The sequence below is a fragment of the Mesorhizobium sp. B2-1-3A genome (genome assembly GCF_006442655.1).
In the GTDB taxonomy this organism is placed as follows: Bacteria; Pseudomonadota; Alphaproteobacteria; order Rhizobiales; family Rhizobiaceae; genus Mesorhizobium.
On the sequence record NZ_VFWK01000001.1, the window covers coordinates 1092846 to 1114805 of the forward strand.

Sequence of the window (21960 nt, forward strand, 5' to 3'; positions counted from 1 at the left end):
GAAGGAAATAGAATGTCACCTGTAGCAATCCACGACCTGGCCAACATGTCCTCAGAGGCGCGCACACGCCTGCTCGAGCGGACCGAGGCCGATCTCACCGACACGATCAGCAAGGTCGAGCCGATCATCGCCGCCGTGCGGACCAGGGGTGACGATGCCCTGATCGAGCTTGCCGCCAAGTTTGACGGCGTGACGCTGGACCGCACGACGCTGAAAGTGTCCGCGAGCCAGATCGCCGGCGCCGAGAAGGAACTCGATCCCGAGATCGTCGCGGCGATCCGGCTCTCGGTGGCGCAGGTGAGGCGCTTCCATGAGGCGCAAATGCCCGACAATCTCTGGCTGAGCGAGGAAACCGAAGGCGCGCTGATCGGCGACCGCTGGACGTCGATCGATTCCGTCGCCTGCTACGTGCCGCGCGGCAAGGGTTTCTTCCCGTCGAGCGCGATCATGACCGCCGTACCGGCCAAGGTAGCCGGCGTGCCTAGGGTGGTCATCGTGACCCCGCCCGGGCCGGACGGTTCGGCCGACGCCGCCACGCGCTTCATCGCCTCCTTGATCGGCATCGAGGACATCTATCTCTGCGGCGGCGCCCAGGCGGTGGCGGCGGTTGCCTACGGCACCGAGACCGTGCCGAAATGCGCCAAGATCGTCGGCCCCGGCAGTCCATGGGTCAGCGCGGCACGCCAGCTTCTGTCGAACCGGATCGATCCGGGCAGCCCGGCCGGTCCGAGCGAGTTGCTGGTCTATGCCGACAGTTCGGTTCCGGCGGCACTTGCCGCATTGGAGCTGACGGTTGAATCGGAGCATGGCCCCGACTCATCCGCCTTTGTCGTGACGACCGATCGCGCCCTGGCGCAAGCCATCGCCGCCGCGGTGCCGCAGTTCTGGGAGGCAATGGGAGAGTACCGCGCCGATTTTTCCCGCACCGTGCTGAACGGCAGGAATGGTGGCATCGTGCTGGCGCCCTCGATCGAAGCGGCTTTCGACTTCATCAACGACTACGCGGCCGAGCATCTGGCCGTGCTGTCGACATCGGCCTTCGAGCTGCTGCCGAGGATCCGGAACGCCGGTGAGATCCTGCTCGGTCCGCATTCGGCAATTCCGATCGCAAACTTCGTGCTTGGACCGAGCCACGTCCTGCCGACGGGCGGGCGCGCCAACACCGCCTCGCCGCTCGCCGTCTTCGATTTCATGAAGCGCTCCTCGATCGCCTATCTGTCCCAGGCGGCCTATCAAAGGCTGGCGCCGGCCGCGCGCACCTTCGCCCAATATGAAGGCTTCATGGCGCATGCGAATTCGGTCTCGGAAATCCGCGACCGCATCCTGTCGAACAGCAGCCACGCCACCGGCACGTTAGAGCAGTTCACCGTTTCACGGAAACGGTGAACTGCTCTAACTCTTTGTTTTGACGCAACTCCGGACGGAAAACCGTTTCACACTTTTCCTGGAATTGCTCTAGCGAGATCACGATGACCCTACAGACCGACACAGCCGTCCCGAAACAGACCATGCAACGCCCCCAGCGCAAACCGTTGCTGAGCATGGCGGCGGAGATTTCCGGCTCGACCTATCTCTTCATCGCCGTCTGCGCCTTCCTGCTCTTCATCGCGGCGTGGTTCCTGGCGACCGGACTTGGCGTGGCGAAGCCGATCTTCCTGCCCTCGCCCGCCGCCGTCGTTGCCAAGCTTGGAAAGCTGGCCGCCGATGGAACGCTGGCCAGCGATGTCGGCAACAGCGTCTACCGCATCATGATCGGCTTCCTCATTGCCTCGGTGATGGCGCTGGCGACGGCCATCCTGATCGGCGCCTACCGCTTCTGGGAGGCGGCGATCGAACCGTTCCTCGACTTTGTCCGCTACATGCCGGTCGTGGCGTTCGTGCCGCTGACCATCCTGTGGAGCGGCACCGGCGACATCCAGAAGTTCCTGATCATCTGGATCGGCACCTATTTCCAGCAAGCACTGATGTTCAAGGACAACATCAAGCGCGTTCCCACAGACTTCATCGGCTTCGGGCGGACACTGGGAATGAGCGATCTGCGTGTGCTGATGCGCATTGTCGTGCCCTCGGCGATGCCGCAGATCTGGGACACGCTGCGCATTTCGCTGGGCTGGGCATGGACCTGGGTAACGCTGGCCGAACTGGTCGCCGCCAATTCGGGGCTCGGCTACCGGATCACGGTTGCCCAGCGCTACCTGCAGACCGACATGGCGATCGGATACATTCTGGTGCTCGGCATACTGGGCCTGGCGACGGACCAGATCATGCGTTTCCTCGGTCGGCATTTCTTCAAATATGAGAGGAAGTCCTGACATGCAGGCGCATCCCAAGCTGAAGATCTCGCATCTGCAAAAGTCGTTCACGAACGGACGTTCGACGATCAAGGTGCTTGACGACATCAACCTCGAAGTCGGCGACAACGAGTTCGTTTCGCTGGTCGGCGCGTCGGGCTGCGGCAAGAGCACGCTGCTGTCGATCATCGCCGGCCTGCAGGACTATGAACAAGGCGAGATGCTGGTCGACGGCAGCCCGATCAACGGACCGGGCCGCGACCGTGGCGTCGTCTTCCAGTCCTACACCTTGCTGCCATGGCTGACGGCACTGCAGAATGTCGAGTTCGCGCTGCGCGAGACCGGGCATGATGCCAAGGACATCCCCGAGGTGGCGCGTCAGCATCTCGACCTGGTGAAGCTTTCGCGTTTTGCCGACAGCTTTCCGAGCCAGCTTTCCGGCGGCATGAAGCAAAGGGTCGCCATTGCGCGCGCGCTGTCCTACCGGCCAAAGATGCTTCTGATGGATGAGCCTTTCGGCGCGCTCGACGCGCTCACCCGTGGCCAGATGCAGGAATTGCTGATGCAGATCTGGCAGGAGCATCGCCTGACCGTGATCTTCGTCACCCACGATGTCGAGGAGGCGGTCTATCTGTCCGATCGCATCTTCGTCATGGGCCTCAATCCTGGTCGCATCAAGGAGTGCATCACTGTGCCTTCCGTCAGGCCGAGACCGACCGGTATTCAGCATGACCGCGACGTCCTCGAACTTCAGGCGCAAGTGCTCAAGTCCATTCGCGAAGAGACCCGCCGCGCCGAGTTCGATTGAACGTCATGCTACACGGGTTGCCGCGCAACGATTGAGGCGTCTACTATGCGCCGATAGATTGCCGGCTTCGGCGTCCCGCCATGCCCGGCCCGATCGGATTGTCCGCGGCTGTTGCCGTCAGGGTAGATTTCAGAACGAATGAAGTAGCGCCCCCGCCAATGGCCGACAGAACACAATTCGGGTTGAGCGCGGTCGACACCGTACCCCTGCATGAGAAGGTCTATCTGGAGCTTGTGCGGGCCCTGATGTCCGGTCAGTTCACGCCCGGGCAGAAGCTGACCTCGCGCAAGCTCGCCAAGGAACTCGGCACCAGCGACATGCCGGTGCGCAGCGCTTTCATGCGGCTGCAGGCGCTGCGGGCGCTCAGCCCGATGCCGAACGGCAGCGTCGAGGTGCCGGTGATCTCCGCCGACCGGTTCTCGCAACTGACCGCCGTGCGTACAATCCTCGAAGGCTCGGCGACGGAGCTCGCGACAAAGCTCATCAACGGCAACAATCTGAGGACGATCCGCCGCCATTGCACGGAATTGACCCAGGCGGCGCGCAAGGGCGATATCGGTGACTATCTCAGGAAGAACTACGCTTTCAAATTCTCGATCTATCGTCATTGCGGCAACGAGCAGTTGATCTTCCTGGTCGAGACCGTGTGGATGCAGGTCGGCCCTTTCCTCAGGAATCTCGCGATGGGGTTCGAGGACGATCTCTCCTTGATCCTCGACATCGACTATCATGAGGAAGTCGTCGCGGCGATCGAAGCCCAGGACGCGGCGCGCGCCCGCACGGCCATCGTGCGCGACATCGACGAAGGCGCCGCGCACATCCTGCGGCAGGCCAGATTTCCGGACGTGAGAGGCTAGGATTGGGCTCCTGACAGGCGCCTATGGTTCCTGGAGCCACCAACTTCGTCATCCTAGGGCGAAGCAGGAGCGCAGCTCCGTCGCGGAGACCCAAGGATCCATGCCGGGACCTTCGCCGTGAAGCGCAGCGGAGCAGAATCCTGCACCGTAGCAACGCATTGAAGTCGCGGCATGGATCCCTTGGGCTGCGGAGCAGCTCCAGGGGTCTGCGCCGCGTCGCTTCGCTCCTTGCTCCGCCCGTGGATGACGAAATCATCGATGTTTCCGCCAATCGTCAAGGTGTGCGGTCCATCAACGCAAGGGACCCGTCAAGACTTCCTCGCCGGGGGACCAGGGCATCCGCCCAAGAGTTGGGGGCCGACGTCGCAGCTCGAATGCCCCTTGGCTTTCCACCCTCTTGCCTCTATGTTGCGATCGCAGATCGCGCAATTGGTTTTGAAATGCCTCCCGACATCCCAGCTAGTGAATTGAAAAAATAAGGAAAAATACCCGGCAGCGGCCGGATATTTTTCCGAAAACTCACAAGCATTTTTACCAGGGATAGCGCAGCCGGCACGGCTTGGGGCACCTTCGAAAACCAGAGGTTTTAAATTGAGCGATGCAATTGCGGACGTTCTGAGCTGGCTTGAAAGCAGAAACGACATCCAGAGCCTGAGGGCGGCGGTGTGCGACCTCAACGGCGTCATGCGGGGAAAACGCATACCCGTCGAGCAGGCCCGCAAGGCGCTTGAAGGCAAGCTGCGCATGCCCTACTCGCTGATCGGGCTCGACATCTGGGGCGAAGACATCGAAGGCAACACGCTGGTTTTCTCGACCGGCGATGCCGACGGCCTTTGCCAATGGACGGGACGCGGCATCCTGCCGGTGGATTGGACCGCGCATCCGACGGCGCTTGTCCCGCTCTGGCTCGCCGACGAGAGCGGTGCGCCCTATCTCGGTGATCCCCGGCGAGCGCTGGCCCGTATCCTCGATCGCTACAAGGCGCTTGGCCTGACCCCGGTCGCGGCGACGGAACTTGAATTCTATCTGGTCGATCCGCAGTCGCAGCGGCCGGTCGGACCTGTCTCGCCGGTCACCGGGCGACGTCTCGATTCCGATGCGGCGCTGTCGATCGACGAGATCGACGACTTCGAAGCCTTCATCCACGACGTCTACGAGGCCTGCCGGGCGCAAGGCATTCCGGTCGACACGGCGATTGCCGAAAACGGCGTCGGTCAGTTCGAGATCAACCTCAACCATGTAGCCGACGCCCTGCGGGCCGCTGACGACGCCGTGCTGTTCAAGCGCACGGTGAAGGGCATTGCCCGCAAGCACGGCTTTGCCGCCTGCTTCATGGCGAAACCCTATGGCGACCGGGCCGGCAACGGCTTTCACGTCCATTTCAGCCTTGTCGACGCCGAAGGCCGCAATGTGTTCGACGACGGCACCGATCAGGGCTCGGAAACCATGCGTCACGCGGTCGGCGGCCTGCTGGCCGCGATGGCCGAGAGCACTTTGGTGTTCGCGCCGCACTTCAATTCCTACCGCAGGCTTCGCCCGCGCTCCTACGCACCGACCGCGGTCGCCTGGGGCTACGAGAACCGCATGGTCGCGATCCGTATTCCCGGCGGCCCGACCGGGGCGCGCCGCATCGAGCATCGCGTGTCGGGAGCGGACGCCAATCCCTATCTGGTGCTTGCCGCCATATTGGGCGCGGCCCTGATCGGCATCGAAAGACAGATGTCGCCGGGCGAGCCGACCGGGAACGACGGACAAGGCGCAGCACCAGCCAAGCTGCCGCCGGACTGGGCCTCCGCGATCGCCACCTTCGAAAGCGGAACGCATGTGGCTGAAATCTTCCCATCGATCCTGCGCGACTCCTTCGTCGCGTGCAAACGCCAGGAGTTGAACACCTTTGCCCTCAATGTCAGCGACTTCGAGATCGAGACCTATCTCGAAAGCGTTTAGACTCAACTGACCATCGGCATCGGCGCGGACGACCTTCGGGCGGCAGTGACGCAAGGGGCTTGCGGCGCAGGCGTCAATCGGGCATAAAACATGATATTTTTTGTCATGTATTATGCCCGGAGACAAACAGGACTTGACCTTCGTTGCGCGCATGGAAAGCCGGATCGAGGGCTTCTCCGTCATCGGCGACCTGAAATGGCACCTTTGGGACGGCGCGGTTGCCGACCTCTGGAATGTCGCGTGCGCTGACCGGGCCGAGGGTTACTATGTCTCTCCCGATCCCCGGCTGTTTGTCGCGCTCGATGTGGATGGCGACGGCGCCTTCTTCGTCGAAGGGGCCAAGGGCGAACTATCCCGCCACGACAGGGCCCTCTCCATGGCCTATATTCCAGCCGGCGTACCGATCCGTGGCCGGGTCGAGGGCTTGCGCCGCATCAGGCATCTCGATCTGCATTTTGACGTGGCGACGCTGACGCGCCGCTTCGGCCGCAGCCTCGACCGCGAAGCCTTGCAGATGTCGCGCTTCCAGTTCCGCGATGAGCGGATCGCGATGCTGGCCGGGCTGATCGCCGCCGAATGCGGCAGCGAGCAGCCTCTGCACGATCTCTATGGCGAGGGCCTGCTCAATGCGTTGTTCGCGAGCCTGTTGCAGATCGATCCGCCAGGTGCCGTCAGGCGTCGCTCGCCGCTGTCGCGCCGCAAGCTGCGCCTCGTCACCGACTACATCGACGCGCACTGCCTGGACAGGATCCGGCTCGCCGATCTCGCCGCGTTGACCGGCTTGTCCGAAACCGCGATGAGCCATGCCTTCAAGGCGGCAACGGGCGTGCCGCCGCACCGCTGGCAGATGCGGGCGCGGGTCGACAGGGCCAAGGCGATGATGGCACGTGACGCCGCCTCGCTTGCCGATATCGCCGAGGCGACCGGCTTCTTCGACCAGGCGCATCTGACGCGCGTGTTCAAGGCGGTTGTCGGGGTGACGCCCGGCGTCTGGATGAAGAGCGCCGACAAGCAGTGACATTTCCGCAACATGACGCCGCGATGTCCCTCGTTTGGACAAGAATGGACAAGCCGCCCAAATCCGTCCAATGACCCGCCTATAAGTTGAGGTAAATGATCAAGTATCTCAACGACGACAGGCGGGGCTTTCCTGATGAGCAGACTTTACCGGATGAAGGCGCTTCTGGCGGGTGGCGTCGCTGCCGTCGCGATGATCCAGCCGATGGCCGCTTTCGCGCAAACGGCGCCTGCCAGCACCCAGCTTGAACCGGTGGTGGTCGAGGGCGAGGCCGGCGGCAGCGCCACCGGCCCAGTCAACGGTGTCGTCGCCAAGAAGACCAGGACCGGTTCCAAGACCGCGACCGACATCAAGGAGATCCCGCAGTCCGTCTCGGTGGTCGGTCGGCAGGAGATCGACGACCAGGGCGCGCAGAAGGTGGATGAGGCCCTGCGCTACACAGCCGGCGTCTTCGCCCAGCCGTTTGGTCCCGACAGCGATACCAACTGGCTCTTCATCCGCGGTTTCCAGGCGACGGCGACCGGCACCTACATGGATGGCCTGCAGCTGTTCAGCTATGGTTTTGGCGGCTTCTACGTCGACAGCTTCGGGCTCGAGCGCATCGAGGTGCTGAAAGGCCCGGCCTCGGTGCTCTATGGCGGCAGCAATCCCGGCGGTCTGGTCAACTATGTCAGCAAGCGGCCGGAGTTCGAACGCAAGCGCTATGTCGAAACCGGCGTCAACGATGCCGGCAATGTCTATCTCGGCTTCGACATTGGCGACGTGGCCAACAACGGCACGGTCAGCTACCGTATCAATGGCAAGGTCGCCGGCGGCGATACCTACAGCGACCTGCAGAATGGCTGGCGCGGCTTCATCTCTCCCAGCATTACCTGGAAGCCGGACGAAGCCACCACGCTGACCATCCTGGCCAATTACAGCCATATAGACGAGAACCACAATGGCGGCAGCTTCCTGCCCTATGACGGCACGGTGACGGACCACATTGTCGGCGGCGTGAATTACGGCCGCATCGACCCCAACGCGAATTTCACCGAGCCGAGCATCGATCTCTACAAGCGCGAACAGGGCTCGATCGGCTACGAGTTCGAGCATGATTTCGACAATGAGTGGACGGTGCGCTCAAACGCCCGCTTCACCGCCGCCAATATCAACGAGGTCAGCGTCTATCCGAACGGCTGGTCAACCATCGGAGGGCCTACCGATCTAGCCCGCATCAATTTCGATCACGACACCACGGCAAAGACCTTCCTTCTCGACAACCAGATCGAAGGCAAGGTGACGACGGGTCCGATCGAACATACGATCCTCGCCGGCCTGGATTTCAAATACTACAATATCGACCAGGTCCAGTCGTCCGGCCTCTATGATGAGAACTATGACAACCCCATCGACGCGTTCCATCCGGTCTACGGCTCGCCGCTGACGCCGCGCGTCAGCTATCTCAACCAGAACCTGACCCAGAAGCAGCTTGGCTTCTATGCGCAGGACCAGTTACGCTTCGGCGATGGCTGGCTGGTGACATTGAATGGCCGTTATGACCGGGGCTGGCTCGACGCCGACAATCGGCCCACCTACTACTCGGCAAGTTCCAGCACGCAGACGAGCACGGTCGGCGATTTCTCCGGCCGCGCCGGTATCGCCTATGAATTTGCCAACGGTGTAACCCCGTATGCCAGCATCGCCACCTTCTTCAACCCGATCATCGGCACTGACGCGCTGGGCAATCTGTTCAAGCCGGAGGAAGGCACGCAGTATGAAGTCGGCGTGAAGTATGTGCCGACCTTCATCGACGGGCTGTTCACCCTGTCGTTGTTTGACCTCACTCGCCAGAACGTTCCCTCGAACGTCACTCTCTTCACGCAGATGCAGACCGGCGAAGTGCGTTCGCGGGGCATCGAACTTGAGGGCAAGGTGAATGTGACCGATGACTTCCGGATTACAGGAGCATTCACCGCCTACGATCTCGAAATCACCAAGGATGCCAATCCGGCGCTGATCGGCAAGACACCTTTCATCGCGCCCGAGGTCATGGCCTCCGCCTCGGCCGACTACACCTTCCGCGGCGATTGGTATGACGGCATCTCGATCGGCGGCGGTTTGCGCTATCTCGGCTCCTCGTGGGCCGACAATGAGAACACGGCGAAGGTGCCGGCCGTGACACTGGCCGACCTGAAGCTCGGCTATGAGAAGGAGAATTGGGGAGTCGATCTCAACGTCACCAACCTCTTCGACAAGACCTATGTTTCCAGTTGCCAGACGACGCTGACCTGCTCCTACGGCGAAGGCCGCTCGTTCAAGCTGAAGATGCACACGACGTGGTAGCCGCAACTTGCCAACCCCGCCGGCGATGATCCATCTGCCCAACAGACGGCAGGTGCTTGCGCTGGCGGCCGCCGCCTTGCTGCCGCCGGCCACCGCCAAGGCAGCGGCGACACGCATTGCCGCGATCGACTGGGGCATGCTTGAGACGTTGCTGGCGCTCGGCGTCGAACCGGTGGCGGCGACGGAGTTGATCCAGTTCCGCAAGATCGCGGTCGAGCCGGCCGTCCCTCAATCGGTAACCGACGCCGGGCTGCGTGGCGCCCCCAGTTACGAGTTGCTGCGCATCATCGCCCCGGATCTGATCGTCATCTCCAATTTCTACGAGTACCAGCGCCCGATGCTCGAACGCATCGCACCTGTGTTCGCGCAACCGGTCTACGAGGCCGGCGTACCGCCCTACGCACTCGCCGAGGCAGCGACGCTGGCCCTGGGGGAGAAGCTCGGCAGACAAGCGGAGGCCAAGCGTTGCGTGGACGAGGCATCAGCCGAAATCGCCAGACTTCGCGCCACCTTGCCGCCATCGTCCGGGCAGCCGGTCTTCGTCATCAGCCTGGGCGATAGCAGGCATTTTCGCGCCTTCGGCCGCGACGCCATGTTCGGTGATGTGCTGTCCCGTCTCGGCATCGAAAATGCCTGGGCCGACGAGACGAGCTACAGCGCGGCCGCACCCGTCGGCCTGGAAGCGCTGGCCCGCGTGCCCGAAGCGTCGATCCTGATCGTCTCGCCACTGCCCGCGGATGTCGGGCGCGCGCTTCCAACGAACGCCTTGTGGAACGCTCTGCCGGCAGTCCGCCAGAACCGCGTCGCGGTACTGGAACCGATCAATCATTTCGGCTGCCTGCCGTCGGCACGCCGCTTCGCGCGCCTCGCGACGGCAGCGCTTGCGGGGCATGCTTCATGACCGACCGCGCCGCGACCGGTTATGCGGGGGCCGGCCGTGCCCTGTCGCCCCTGGCCGTGTGGGGTGCCCTGGCGGCGGCGGCCGCTTTCCTGTTCGCATGGCGGGTTGGGATGCAGTGGCTTGCAATGCCGCCGGCGGAGGGTGCCGATCTCGATCGCATCATCCTCCTCTACAGCACGTTGCCGCGCGCCGTGGTAGCGGTGGTGGCGGGCGCGGTGCTCGGACTGTCCGGCCTCCTCCTGCAGCATGTGCTGCGCAACCCGCTAGCCGAGCCATCGACGCTCGGCATTTCGGCCGGTGCGCAACTGGCCATGACAACAGCCTCGCTCTACGCGCCCTTGCTGATCGGGTGGTCGCAGGGTTTGGTCGCCTTTGCCGGTGGCACCGCGGCTGTGCTGCTCGTGCTGGCATTGACCTGGCGGCGCGGGCTCGAGCCGGTATCTGTCGTACTGGCCGGAATGATGGTGGCACTGACCGCCAGCTCGGTCAGCGCCGCCCTGATCCTTGCCAATGGCGAATACCTTTTCTCGCTGTTCATCTGGGGCGGCGGATCGCTGGTCCAGCAGGATTGGGGGCCGGCCGTCGCGCTGACGACAAGGCTGGCGGCCGGGGCCGTTGCGGCGCTGATGCTGCTGCGGCCGCTGACCATCCTCGGCCTCGACGACGCCTCGGCGCGTGGTCTGGGCGTTGCTCGTCATACCAGCCGCTTTCTCATCATCGCGCTTGCCGTTTGGATGGCGACGACCGTTACGGCCGAAGTCGGCGTCATCGGTTTCGTCGGCCTCGCCGCGCCCGCGCTCGCCGCACTTTCCGGCGCACGCACCTTGCGGCAAAAGTTGGTCGCCGCACCGCTGGTAGGCGCCATCCTGCTGTGGCTGACGGATGGGCTGGTGCAACTGGCGGCCGGTTCGGGTGGCGAACGCATTCCGACCGGTGCGGGGACAGCGCTTCTGGGCGGTCCGTTGCTGTTGTGGCTGTTGCCGAGGCTGCGCATGTTCGAATGGCCGCATCTTGGCCCAAGCGATGCCGCACCGCGCAAGGCCAACCGACCATGGCTCGTCATCATTCTCCTGGCTGTGCTCACCCTTGTCGCCGTCACGGTGGCGCTTGTCGTCGGGCGCGGCCCCACGGGCTGGTCATTCGCCAGCGGTGATTTGCTGGCCGATCTCACGGCCTGGCGCGCGCCACGGATCGGCGTGGCGGCTGCCTCCGGTGCCATGCTCGCCGCGGCGGGCGTCGTCATCCAACGGGTCACCGGAAATCCGCTGGCGAGCCCGGAAGTGCTCGGCGTCGGCACCGGCGCCGGTGCCGGCCTGACAGCGGTGCTGATGGTCAGCGCCACGGCCGGGCTTGGCTGGCAGCTCGCCGGCTCGGCCCTGGGTTCGCTGGCGGCACTGATCGCCATGCTCGCGATCGCCGCGCGAGCGAAATTCGGCGCGGAACGATTGCTGCTCGCCGGCATCGCCATGAGCGCATTGTGCAGCGCCGTGATCACCGCGACGATCGCGATGGGCAATGCACAGTCCTATGTCTTGTTGCGCTGGCTGAGCGGCTCGACCGGCCAGGCGACCATGCTGGACGCATCGATTGCGCTGGCCTGCCTGTTGCCGCTGACGCTGCCGTTGTTTCTCGCGGCGCGCTGGCTCGACATCATGCCGCTCGGGCCCGACACCGCGCGCGGCCTGGGCGTGCCGGTCGCCGGCGGACGGTTGATGCTGATCATCGTCGCCGCGCTGCTGACCGCGCTCTCCGCGATGATCGTCGGGCCGTTGAGCTTCGTCGGCCTGATCGCGCCGCATCTTGCCCGGCTCGCCGGCTTTTCGCGCGCACAGCTTCACCTCGTCGGCGCGATGCTTCTGGGCGCGTTGCTGATGATCGTCTCGGACTGGCTGTCGCGCATGGCGGCCTTTCCCTACGAACTGCCTGCCGGTCTGTTCGCCTCACTGCTCGGCGGCCCGTATCTTGTCTACCTGCTTGCCAGGGGCGTGCCGCGCCAAGGCTGACCGTCTCGAACTCCCGGGATCATTCAGCCTTCAGCACCGAGACCGCCGCCTCGCTGTTGTGGACATAGTCGTTGGCGTCCGGCTGCTTCTGCACCAAGAGGATGAACAACAGGTCGGTCAGCGTCAGCTGCGCGTCGCGCGCGGTGATGGAGGAGGAGCGCGCTCGCTCCTCGTCGGCGATGGTGTAGAGGCGGATGTCGGCGACACGGCTCAGCGGATTGTCGTGCAGGCCGGTAACGGCAATCACCATCGCGCCGCGCTTGCGGGCAAGCTCGGCGATGCGCAAGGTTTCGATGCTGGCGCCGGAATAGGAGAGCGCGAACAGCACGTCGCCAGGCCCGAGCGTCGCGGCATTGGCCATCTGGATGTGGCTGTCGCTGTCGTGCAGCACATTGCGGCCGAGCTTCATCAGCTTGTAGGAGAAATCGCGCGCCACCAGCGAGGAGGCGCCGACGCCGACCAGATGGATGCGGCGTGCACCATCCAGCAGCTCCAGCGTGCGGGAAATGATGCGCTCGCTGTTGGCGGCGACGGTCTGCTGCATCGACAGCAGCTTGCTGCCGATCAGTTTCTTCAGGATGACCGGATAGGTGTCGCCGACCTCGATCGAACCATGGATGACACCGGCCGGCACCTGCCAGTCCTGCGCCTTGGCCTCGCTGACGGCGAGCTTGAGTTCCTGGTAGCTGGCATAGCCGAGCTTCTGGCTGAACTTGACGACACTCGACTGGCTGCGGCCGATCTCGGCCGCAAGGGCGGCCGTCGACAGGCGCAGCATCTGGTCGGGATTGTCGACGATGTACTGGCCGATCTCGCGATCACCTGGCGCCATGCCGTCGAGCTTCGCATTGATCGTCTTTAGAACGGACATGAACCCTCTGGAGCGCTTCGATGCTCGGAGGAATAAAATATTCCAATTTCGATTGACAGCCAAGAATGCAGAATTAATTCTCGAACCGGACCGGCCAGGTTCGGAATCGGATGGACCTTCCGGAGAGACCGGACCCGCCGCCCGGCTTCGACATACAAGGGTTCAGCCATGGACAGATTGCGGATCGTCGGCGGACGAAGACTGGAAGGCGCGGTCACCATATCCGGCGCCAAGAACGCGGCCCTGCCGCAGATCGCGGCGGCCCTGCTCAGCCCCTACCCGCTCGAACTGACCAACCTGCCCGATGTAACCGATGTCGAAAACATGCTCGGCGTGGTGCGGCTTCACGGCGCCGACGTGACACGGTCGGCCCACGCCGCGACGATCGATACGAGTGCTGCCGTTTCGAAGGAAACGTCTTATGACACGGTGCGCAAAATGCGCGCGACGGTGCTCGTTCTCGCACCGCTTCTGGCCCGTTTCGGCCATGCGCGGGTTTCGCTGCCTGGCGGCTGCGCGATCGGCGCGCGGCCGGTCGACATGCATGTCGCCGCGCTCGCGGCACTGGGCGCCAAGATCGCCATCGAGAACGGCCTGATCGTCGCCTCTACGCCGAACGGGCTTCTCGGCACGCGCATCGTGCTCAGCTCGCCATCGGTCGGGGCAACCGAAACCGCCATGATGGCGGCGACCACGGCCAAGGGCGAAACCGAGATCCTCAACGCGGCGCGCGAGCCGGAAGTGGCTGATCTCGCCGCTTGCCTCAACGCGATGGGCGCGCGCATCGAGGGCGCCGGCACGCACCGTATCCTGATCGCCGGCGGCACCAGATGGCACGCGGCCCGGCACGACATCATCCCGGACCGTATCGAGGCCGGCACCTATGCGATTGCCGCGGCGATCACCGGCGGTCAGCTTGAGCTCACCCATGCCCGGCTCGAACACATGGCTTCTGTCGTGCAGCTGCTGGAGGCCACCGGCGTCAGCGTCTGGCCCGGCGATCGCGGACTGATAGTGTCTCGCGACCGGCCGCTCAAGGCCGCCGACCTCACGACGGAACCCTATCCGGGTTTTCCGACCGACCTGCAGGCGCAGTTCATGGCGCTGATGTGTTGCGCGGATGGGGCCTCCCTGCTGCGCGAGACCATCTTCGAGAACCGCTTCATGCATGTGCCCGAACTGATGCGGCTCGGCGCCAACATCAAGCTGCAAGGCACGATGGCTTTGGTTCGCGGCGGCGAGAAGCTGCATGGCGCGCAGGTGATGGCCACCGACCTGCGCGCCTCGGTGTCGCTGGTGCTGGCGGCGCTGGTCAGCGAGGGCGAAACGATCATCAACCGCGTCTATCACCTCGATCGCGGCTACGAGCAGCTGGATCGCAAGCTGCGTCTCTGCGGCGCCGACATCGAGCGGCTGAGCCCATGAGCGGCCCCGACTATTTTCTCGGCGTCGACGGCGGCGGCACCGGCTGCCGGGCTCGCATCGAGGATGCGGAAGGCAACGTGCTGGGACAAGGCCTGTCCGGGCCGGCGACGACGCGGCTCGGCATCGACGCGGCCTGGGCCTCCATTGCCAAAGCCTTTGGCGCGGCGATCGAGGAGACGGGATTCGGGCCGGCGGAGACCGCAAGGATTCGCGCCGGTATCGGCCTTGCCGGCATCGGCCGCAAGGGCGCGCTGGAAGCGTTGCGGGCGATCGCGCATCCCTTTGCCAGCATCGACTTCGTCAGCGATGGTGTCGGCGCCTGCCTGGGCGCGCATTCCGGCCAGGACGGCGCCATCGTCATTGCCGGGACGGGCTCGATCGGGCTCGGCTTTGTCGAGGGGCGCAACCTGCGTGTCGGTGGTTACGGCTTTCCGATCTCCGACGAAGGCAGCGGCGCCCATCTGGGACTGAAGGCCGTGCAGCTGGCGTTGCGCGCCCATGATGGCCGGCATGAGCGGACGGCGCTGTTGGCGGAGGTGATGCAGCGCTTCGAGGGGGATCCCACGGAAGCGGTCGCCTGGATGGACCGCGCCAGCGCCACGGATTACGCGGCCCTGGCGCCCATGGTGATGCGCCACGCCGACCAGGGCGATCCGGCCGGACGGCGCATCGTGCAAAGTGCCGCCGAGCAGATCGACACGCTGGTGCGGGTGCTGTTCGAGAAAGGCGCGCCGCGTATAACCCTGCTGGGCGGCCTCGCCAGCCCGCTCGAACCCTGGCTTGCGCCCGATGTCCGGCGCCGGCTGAAACCCGCCGACGGTGACGCCGTATCGGGCGCGGTCATCCTGGCCAAACGATCGCTCTGCGCACGGTAAACCTTGCGGGAGAAGGAATAAAATATTCCAAATATTTGTTGACGGTATGAATATCCAATTCTAAAAAGTTAACGAAGAAAACTGATCGGGCCGGATCGTCCGTGGGCGCTGGCGCCGATTGGATCCGTGCTCGACGCCGGTCGTGCGGCAGGACTTTTGAAAGCATTGGAATGACCGAACAAGGGTTGATGTCTGAGCTCGACCGGCTGGTTTCCGAAGGCCGCAACCCGCGGACCGTCGATATCGACCTGCTGCCGACCATCGATGTCCTGCGCAAGATCAATGACGAGGACAGAGCCGTCCCCGCGGCTGTCGAAAAGGTGCTGCCGGAAATCGCAACCGCGGTCGACCGCATCGTGCTTGCCTTCCAGAAAGGCGCGCGGCTGATCTATATCGGCGCCGGCACCAGCGGCCGGCTCGGCGTTCTCGACGCTTCGGAATGCCCGCCCACTTTCGGGGTGCCTGAAGACATGGTGATCGGCCTGATCGCCGGCGGACCCGATGCATTGGTGCGGTCGACGGAAGGCGCGGAGGACGACCCGAGGATGGGCGTGCGGGCGTTGCAAGATATTGGGCTCACCGCCAACGACGTGGTCGTCGGAATCGCGGTCAGCGGGCGCACGCCCTATGTCATCGGCGGGTTGACCTATGCGAAGCAAGTGGGCGCAACGACGGTTGCCCTGTCGTGCAATCCGGCGTCGACCATTGCCGGCATCGCCGACATCGCCATTTCGCCGGTCGTTGGCCCCGAAGTCCTCACCGGCTCGACCCGGCTGAAGTCCGGAACCGCGCAGAAACTGGTGCTCAACATGCTGACCACGGCCTCGATGATCCGCATCGGCAAGAGTTTTCAGAACCTGATGGTCGATCTCAACCCGTCCAACAAGAAATTGGTGGCCAGGGCAACCAGGATGGTCATGCAGACCACGGGCTGCACGGCGCAGCGGGCCAAACAGGCACTTCATCAGACCGGCAACGATGTGAAACTGGCGATCCTGGTGACGATCACCGGCATGGATGTCGAGGCGGCGCGGGCTGCCCTCGCGAAGGCCGGAGGTTTCCTGAGAAGGGCGATCAGCGAGAGCGCGGTGTGACACCGCTTGAGACAAGACGGCGCGAAGCCGCATAGAGCAATTCCAGCAAAAGTGCGCGGCGGTTTTGCGTCTGGAATTGCGTAAAAACAAAGAGATAGAGCATTTGGGGCGATCCTATTTTCGCCGGAAATGCTCTAAACTGGGCCGATACTCCAAAGCATGTGTGTCTTGGAAGCGGCTCGCGGAAACTGCAAGGCATCAAGTCAAATCATAATGGGAGACGAAAATGATAGGGCATCTCACAAGAACGCTGCTGTCGGGTATCACCCTGGCAGCGATGCTCGGCATCGCGACGGTTTCGACGCAGGCGGCGACGTTGCACATGGCCTGGTCGCAAGACGCCACCGGACTTGATCCCCACAAGCAGACGGCGTTCTCGTCGCTGCGGCTTTTGGAACTGATCTATGAGCCGCTGGTGCGGGTCGACGCCAGCCTGCAGATCATCCCGGCCATCGCCACGTCCTGGGAATTCTCCAAGGACGGCAAGGAACTGACCTTCAAGCTCGACCCCAAGGCGAAATTCCAGGACGGCACGGCCGTCACCTCAGCCGATGTCAAGGCCTCCTTCGAGCGCATCCTCGACGAGAAGACTGGGGCGGCGGCCCGCGCCAACTTCCTGTCGATCGCCGGCATCGACACGCCGGATGCAGCCACCGTCGTGTTCCATCTGTCACAACCAGACGTGCCGATCCTGACGGCGATGAGCGACGTCAACGCGGCCATCGTTCCGGCGGCCGAGATCAAGGCCGGCTCGATCGGCACCAAGGCGGTTGGTTCCGGCCCGTTCAAGCTCGATAAGTGGGACCCCAACGCCAAGGAAGTGCTCAGCGCCAACAAGGGCTGGGCCGGCGGCGCGACCGGCGTCGACGGCATCGAGATCAGCGTGCTTCCGGACGAGGCCGCAATCCTTGCCGCCATGCGCACCAAGCAGATCGATTTCGCGCTGCTCAACGACCCGCTGGTCGCCACGCTGGTGCCGAAGGAAGCCAGCCTGCAGCTGAACCGCGTGCCGGTGCTCGCTTACCACGTGCTGCAGCTCAACCCTTCGCGCAAGCCGATGACCGAACTCAAGGTGCGCCAGGCGATCTCCTGCGCCATCGACCGGCAGGAGGTGCTGGACACCGCCTCGCTCGGCGAGGGCAAGGTCACCGGACCGCTGACCATCCCGGCGCTGGCGACCGATCCGAGCCAGCTGTTCTGCTACAAGCGCGATGTGGAAAAGGCCAAGAAGCTGATGGCCGAGGCCGGTTTTGCCGACGGCTTCTCGGCGACCGTGATCGGCGCCACCGGCGAGCCGCCGACGGCCGCGGCGGAAGCGCAGGTCATCCAGTCGCAGCTGGCTGAAATCGGCGTCAAGCTCGACATCAAGATGATGGAGCTCAACGTCTATGTCGATGCCTGGCTGAAGGGCGATTTCGACATGGCAATCGCGCTCAATGGCGGCCGCGCCGACCCCTACACCATGTACAACCGCTACTGGACCAAGGCAGGCAATCTGCAGAAGGTGGCCAACTACATCGACGATACGCTGGACAGCCAGATGCAGCAGGGCCGCGCCGAAACCGACCCGGCCAAACGCAAGACGATCTTCGCCGCGTTCGAGAAGCACCTCGCCGAAATGTCGCCCTGGATCTGGCTCTACACGTCCTACAGCTACACGGCCCAGCAGAAGAACATCGCCGGCTTCGTGCCCACGCCGACCGGCACGCTGTTCAGCCTGAGCAAGGTTACCATCCAGCAGTAACCGCAAGCCTGGACGAGAGGTATCCTTCGCGTGAACTATCTGATGCGACGACTGGCGACGTTTCCTCTCGTCCTGCTTGGCGTGTCCATCCTGGTCTTCGTGGCGATCCGGATGGTGCCGGGCGATTCAATCACGGCGATGCTCGGCACCGAGGCCGGCCTGCTGACGCCGGCACAGCGGGATTCGCTCGCCGCCTATTTCGGCATCGACCAGCCCTGGTTCGTCCAGTACTGGCGCTGGATAGGCGGCATCCTGCACGGCAATTTCGGCATTTCCGTCACCTATGGCAGGCCGGTGCTCGACGTCATCCTCGAGCGCTTCCCGCTGACGCTGGAACTGGCTGTCCTGTCGATGATCATCGCGCTCATCGTCGGTTTGCCGGCGGGCATCTTTGCCGCCACGCACAATGAAAAACCGTCCGATCTCGGGGTTCGCATCGTCGCCATGATCGGCCAGTCGACGCCGAGCTTCGTGCTTGGCCTCCTGATCATCTACACACTGTCGGCGGGCTTCGGCGTGCTGCCGGCGATGGGCGAATTCGCGCCGCTCTGGCAGGATCCCTTGCGCAATTTCAGCCAGCTGATCCTGCCCGCCATCACGCTGGGCTTCGCCTTCGCCGCGTCCGTCACCCGCATATCGCGCTCGGCCATGCTCGACGTGTTGAGCGACGATTATGTGCGCACCGCGCGCAGCAAGGGCGCGTCGGCGCGCAGCGTCATCTGGCGGCATGCCCTGCCCAACGCGCTCATCCCTGTGGTGACGCTTGGTGGCATCGAGTTCGGCTATCTCCTGGGCGGCGCCGTCATCGTCGAACAAATCTACGCCCTGCCTGGCCTCGGCCGCATGGTGCTCGACGCCATCCTGCAGCGCGACTACGCGCTGGTCCAGGGAGCCGTGCTGTTCATCGCCTTCAACTTCATGATCGTCAATCTCCTGGTCGACCTCGCCTATGTCGGGCTTGATCCGCGCATCCGTCTGGGAGAGCAGTGATGCGCATCCTGCGCGCCATCTTCGGGCATGGCAGTGGCCGCATCGGCGGCGTCATCGTCGGCGTCTATCTCATAATCGCCATCCTCGGCCTGGCCGGGCTGACGCCGCACAACCCGATCACGCAGTTCCGCGTTGACCGGCTGCACGCCCCCAATGGCGCCTACTGGATGGGCACCGACCTGTTCGGCCGCGACGTGGCCAGCCGGCTGATGGCAGGCATCGGGCAGTCTTTCACGGTCGCCTTCTTCTCGGTGGCCTTCGCGACCCTTGCCGGCACGGTGCTCGGGCTCGCGGCAGCCTGGCTCGGGCGCCGCTGGGACGGCGTGGTTATGCGCATCATGGACGTGCTGCTGGCCTTCCCGGCGATCCTTCTGGCGCTGCTCATCGTCACCGTCGCCGGGCCGGGCACATGGACCAGCGTCGTCGCCATTGGCATCGTCTACACGCCGATCTTCACCCGCGTGGTGCGCGGCCCTGCCCTTTCGCTCAAGGCGCGCGAATTCGTCGACGCGGCGCGCACCTTCGGCAGCAGTTCGAGCTACATCGTCACGCGCCATCTGCTGCTCAATCTGGTGGCGCCGCTGACCGTGCAGGTGACGCTGGCGCTGGCCTGGGCGCTGCTCACCGAAGCCGGTCTCAGCTTCCTCGGGCTGGGAACGCAGCCGCCCGCGGCCTCGCTCGGCCTGATGCTGAGCGACAGCCGCAATCTGATGGAAACCGCGCCCTGGCTGATGATCTTTCCGGGGCTGACCATCATGATCAGCATCCTCGGCTTCAATCTGCTGGGTGATGCCTTGCGCGATATCCTCGACCCCAGGATGCGGAGGGCGCCGGCATGAGCCCGCTGCTGTCCGTCCGCGATCTGCGCGTCGGCTTCGGCCGCGACCGCCAGGCCAATGAGGTGGTGCGCGGCGTCAGCTTCGATCTTGCCGATGGCGAGACACTGGCCATTGTCGGCGAAAGCGGCTCCGGTAAATCGGTCACCGCACTGTCGATCAACCGGCTGATCGATTTCGGCGGCGGCCGCATCATTGGCGGCTCGATGACGCTGAAGCGGGCCGACGGCAGCCTCTTCGACCTGATGGCTGCCACCGAACCGCAACTGCGCAGCATTCGCGGCGCCGAGATCGGCATGATCTTCCAGGAGCCGATGACCTCGCTCAATCCTGTGCTGACCATCGGTTCGCAGATCGAGGAATCGTATCGCCTGCACCGAGGCCTGACCGGCCGGCAAGCCACCGCTGCGGCCAAGGATGCGCTCGACCGCGTGCGCATTCCCGATGCCGCAAGGCGGCTGAAATATACGCCCAACCAGCTGTCGGGCGGCATGCTGCAGAGGGTGATGATTGCCATTGCGCTCGCCTGCAATCCGCGCCTGCTGATCGCCGACGAGCCGACGACGGCGCTCGACGTGACAGTGCAAGCGCAGATCATGGCGTTGCTCGCCGAGCTGAAGCGCGAGACCGGCATGTCTGTCATCTTCATCACCCACGATATCGGCCTGGTTGCCGGCATCGCCGACAAGGTGATGGTGATGCAGAAGGGGCAGGCCGTGGAGCAAGGCGAGCTGAACCAGATTCTTGACAGGCCGCAGCACCCTTACACACAGCATCTGCTGCAGGACGTGCCGCATTTCGCCAGCGGTCGTGCGACGCGCACGGACGGGCAGCGCGACAAGGACACGCACGCGGACCCGGCCTTGAAGGTCGACGGCCTCGTCGTACGGTTTCCCCTCAAGAGCAATTTCTTCAGCCGCGCCACCGGCGCGGTGCATGCCGTCGACGGTGTCGATTTCGACCTGATGCCGGGCGAGACCTTGGCCATCGTTGGCGAGAGCGGTTCGGGCAAATCGACCACCGCAAAGGCGGTGCTCGGGCTGGTGCGCTCGACGCGCGGCAGCTTCTCGCTCGGCGCTCGAAAGGCTTCCGCCGAGCGCAGCGTCAAGCCCGTGCAGATGGTGTTCCAGAACCCCTATGCCTCGCTCAACCCGAGGCTTAGCATCGAGAGCATTCTGGCCGAGCCGGTGATCGCCAACGGTGGTCGTGTGGACAGCGAAACACGTGCCAGAATGGCGAGCCTGCTGGAACGCGTCGGCCTGCCCAGCAATAGTCTGGGGCGTTATCCCCACGAATTCTCCGGCGGCCAGCGGCAGAGGCTGTGCATTGCCCGCGCGCTGATGCTCAATCCCTCGGTCGTCGTTCTCGATGAAGCGGTGTCGGCGCTGGACGTCTCGGTGCAGGCCAAGGTGCTGGAGCTGCTGGTCGACCTGCAGCGCGAGTTCGGGCTGGCTTATCTGTTCATTTCGCACGACATGGCGGTGGTCGAGCGGATCGCTCATCGCATCGCCGTCATCTATGCCGGCCAGATCGTCGAGATCGGCGACGCGGCCTCGGTACTGTCGAAGCCGAAGCATTCCTATACGAAGAAGCTGATCGCCGCCGTTCCGACCATCGAGCGGCGGCATGAGCATTTCGGGCTGGACACACGCCAGGTGCCTTCGCTGGTGCGCCCGCAGGGGTTCGAGCCGGCGCCGGCGCGGTGGGAGCAGTTTGGGCTGGATCATCGAGTGAGGGTAGAGGCGTGAAGGATGGTGCGCTGGGATATCCAAGGTCGGCGGGACAGCGCCCTCCTCTGCCCTGCCGGGCATCTCCCCCACTAGGGGGGAGATTGGCAGCGTCGCCCGCACCGCCTTTTCTGCAACGCTGGCGATTGGCGAAGGCCGTGACGCATCCAATCTCCCCCCTAGTGGGGGAGATGGCCGGCAGGCCAGAGGGGGGCGCCAAGGATCGCGGCCTTTCAGATGGAGGCTGC

17 protein-coding genes are annotated in these 21960 nt (G+C 64.2%); 16 read left to right on the forward strand and 1 reads right to left on the reverse strand.

Translation table 11 applies throughout. The features are described 5' to 3' along the window. Positions 1–12 precede the first annotated feature (12 nt). The 9 genes from hisD (at position 13) to fhuB (ending at position 12150) form a co-directional block, all read left to right on the forward strand. Positions 13–1386: a histidinol dehydrogenase gene (gene hisD, locus FJ977_RS05385; RefSeq protein ID WP_140769215.1), complete on the forward strand. Its 1374-nt coding sequence runs from the start codon at positions 13–15 to the stop codon at positions 1384–1386. A gap of 122 nt (positions 1387–1508) precedes the next feature. Continuing rightward, entirely contained in the window at positions 1509–2312 is an 804-nt protein-coding gene (locus FJ977_RS05390; RefSeq protein WP_140769217.1) for an ABC transporter permease, read from the forward strand. Position 2313: 1 nt separating this feature from the next. Then, positions 2314–3099, forward strand: a complete 786-nt coding sequence (locus FJ977_RS05395; RefSeq protein ID WP_244735192.1) for an ABC transporter ATP-binding protein — start codon at positions 2314–2316, stop codon at positions 3097–3099. 158 nt (positions 3100–3257) lie between these two features. Then, positions 3258–3956 carry a GntR family transcriptional regulator gene (locus tag FJ977_RS05400; RefSeq protein ID WP_140769221.1) on the forward strand — a complete coding sequence of 233 codons (699 nt, stop codon included), beginning with the start codon at positions 3258–3260 and terminating at the stop codon, positions 3954–3956. Positions 3957–4547: 591 nt separating this feature from the next. Further along, positions 4548–5903 carry a glutamine synthetase family protein gene (locus tag FJ977_RS05405; protein ID WP_140769223.1) on the forward strand — a complete coding sequence of 452 codons (1356 nt, stop codon included), beginning with the start codon at positions 4548–4550 and terminating at the stop codon, positions 5901–5903. Positions 5904–6036: 133 nt separating this feature from the next. Then, positions 6037–6921, forward strand: a complete 885-nt coding sequence (locus tag FJ977_RS05410) for an AraC family transcriptional regulator (RefSeq protein WP_181179612.1) — start codon at positions 6037–6039, stop codon at positions 6919–6921. Between the two features lie 135 nt (positions 6922–7056). After that, positions 7057–9246 carry a TonB-dependent siderophore receptor gene (locus tag FJ977_RS05415; RefSeq protein WP_246682819.1) on the forward strand — a complete coding sequence of 730 codons (2190 nt, stop codon included), beginning with the start codon at positions 7057–7059 and terminating at the stop codon, positions 9244–9246. Positions 9247–9271: 25 nt separating this feature from the next. Continuing rightward, the gene (locus FJ977_RS05420; protein WP_140769751.1) at positions 9272–10147 is read left to right on the forward strand and encodes an iron-siderophore ABC transporter substrate-binding protein; all 876 of its coding nucleotides are present in this window, start codon (positions 9272–9274) and stop codon (positions 10145–10147) included. Then, complete coding sequence (gene fhuB, locus FJ977_RS05425) at positions 10144–12150, forward strand: Fe(3+)-hydroxamate ABC transporter permease FhuB (RefSeq protein ID WP_140769225.1); 2007 nt, start codon at positions 10144–10146, stop codon at positions 12148–12150. Before FJ977_RS05420 ends, fhuB begins: the two co-directional genes overlap by 4 nt. A gap of 19 nt (positions 12151–12169) precedes the next feature. Here fhuB and FJ977_RS05430 read toward each other — a convergent pair whose 3' ends face one another. Further along, positions 12170–13021, reverse strand: coding sequence for a MurR/RpiR family transcriptional regulator (locus tag FJ977_RS05430; protein ID WP_140769227.1), 852 nt, complete (start codon positions 13019–13021; stop codon positions 12170–12172). A gap of 168 nt (positions 13022–13189) precedes the next feature. On the opposite strand from FJ977_RS05430, the gene murA reads away from it, so the two are divergent. From murA to FJ977_RS05465, 7 genes are all read left to right on the forward strand, one after another. Further along, positions 13190–14446 carry a UDP-N-acetylglucosamine 1-carboxyvinyltransferase gene (murA, locus tag FJ977_RS05435; RefSeq protein ID WP_140769229.1) on the forward strand — a complete coding sequence of 419 codons (1257 nt, stop codon included), beginning with the start codon at positions 13190–13192 and terminating at the stop codon, positions 14444–14446. Next, positions 14443–15321 carry an N-acetylglucosamine kinase gene (locus tag FJ977_RS05440; protein WP_140769231.1) on the forward strand — a complete coding sequence of 293 codons (879 nt, stop codon included), beginning with the start codon at positions 14443–14445 and terminating at the stop codon, positions 15319–15321. Before murA ends, FJ977_RS05440 begins: the two co-directional genes overlap by 4 nt. A gap of 170 nt (positions 15322–15491) precedes the next feature. After that, positions 15492–16415 (forward strand): N-acetylmuramic acid 6-phosphate etherase, encoded by a 924-nt coding sequence (gene murQ / locus FJ977_RS05445; protein WP_140769233.1) that lies wholly within the window; start codon positions 15492–15494, stop codon positions 16413–16415. Positions 16416–16641: 226 nt separating this feature from the next. Then, the gene (locus tag FJ977_RS05450) at positions 16642–18159 is read left to right on the forward strand and encodes an ABC transporter substrate-binding protein (protein ID WP_140769235.1); all 1518 of its coding nucleotides are present in this window, start codon (positions 16642–16644) and stop codon (positions 18157–18159) included. A gap of 30 nt (positions 18160–18189) precedes the next feature. Further along, positions 18190–19149 carry an ABC transporter permease gene (locus FJ977_RS05455; protein ID WP_140769237.1) on the forward strand — a complete coding sequence of 320 codons (960 nt, stop codon included), beginning with the start codon at positions 18190–18192 and terminating at the stop codon, positions 19147–19149. Next, positions 19149–19988, forward strand: coding sequence for an ABC transporter permease (locus tag FJ977_RS05460; protein WP_140769239.1), 840 nt, complete (start codon positions 19149–19151; stop codon positions 19986–19988). The genes FJ977_RS05455 and FJ977_RS05460 overlap by 1 nt, the downstream gene beginning before the upstream one ends. Further along, the gene (locus FJ977_RS05465) at positions 19985–21733 is read left to right on the forward strand and encodes an ABC transporter ATP-binding protein (protein WP_140769241.1); all 1749 of its coding nucleotides are present in this window, start codon (positions 19985–19987) and stop codon (positions 21731–21733) included. Before FJ977_RS05460 ends, FJ977_RS05465 begins: the two co-directional genes overlap by 4 nt. Positions 21734–21960: the final 227 nt, after the last annotated feature.

What these genes read in the sequence shown, in the direction of transcription:
- hisD (WP_140769215.1), top strand. Translation starts at nt 13, where the DNA reads ATGTCACCTGTAGCAATCCACGACCTGGCCAACATGTCCTCAGAGGCG.
- FJ977_RS05390 (WP_140769217.1), top strand. Translation starts at nt 1,509, where the DNA reads ATGCAACGCCCCCAGCGCAAACCGTTGCTGAGCATGGCGGCGGAGATT.
- FJ977_RS05395 (WP_244735192.1), top strand. Translation starts at nt 2,314, where the DNA reads ATGCAGGCGCATCCCAAGCTGAAGATCTCGCATCTGCAAAAGTCGTTC.
- FJ977_RS05400 (WP_140769221.1), top strand. Translation starts at nt 3,258, where the DNA reads ATGGCCGACAGAACACAATTCGGGTTGAGCGCGGTCGACACCGTACCC.
- FJ977_RS05415 (WP_246682819.1), top strand. Translation starts at nt 7,057, where the DNA reads ATGAGCAGACTTTACCGGATGAAGGCGCTTCTGGCGGGTGGCGTCGCT.
- FJ977_RS05420 (WP_140769751.1), top strand. Translation starts at nt 9,272, where the DNA reads ATGATCCATCTGCCCAACAGACGGCAGGTGCTTGCGCTGGCGGCCGCC.
- fhuB (WP_140769225.1), top strand. Translation starts at nt 10,144, where the DNA reads ATGACCGACCGCGCCGCGACCGGTTATGCGGGGGCCGGCCGTGCCCTG.
- FJ977_RS05430 (WP_140769227.1), bottom strand. Translation starts at nt 13,021, where the DNA reads ATGTCCGTTCTAAAGACGATCAATGCGAAGCTCGACGGCATGGCGCCA.
- murA (WP_140769229.1), top strand. Translation starts at nt 13,190, where the DNA reads ATGGACAGATTGCGGATCGTCGGCGGACGAAGACTGGAAGGCGCGGTC.
- FJ977_RS05440 (WP_140769231.1), top strand. Translation starts at nt 14,443, where the DNA reads ATGAGCGGCCCCGACTATTTTCTCGGCGTCGACGGCGGCGGCACCGGC.
- murQ (WP_140769233.1), top strand. Translation starts at nt 15,492, where the DNA reads ATGACCGAACAAGGGTTGATGTCTGAGCTCGACCGGCTGGTTTCCGAA.
- FJ977_RS05450 (WP_140769235.1), top strand. Translation starts at nt 16,642, where the DNA reads ATGATAGGGCATCTCACAAGAACGCTGCTGTCGGGTATCACCCTGGCA.
- FJ977_RS05460 (WP_140769239.1), top strand. Translation starts at nt 19,149, where the DNA reads ATGCGCATCCTGCGCGCCATCTTCGGGCATGGCAGTGGCCGCATCGGC.
- FJ977_RS05465 (WP_140769241.1), top strand. Translation starts at nt 19,985, where the DNA reads ATGAGCCCGCTGCTGTCCGTCCGCGATCTGCGCGTCGGCTTCGGCCGC.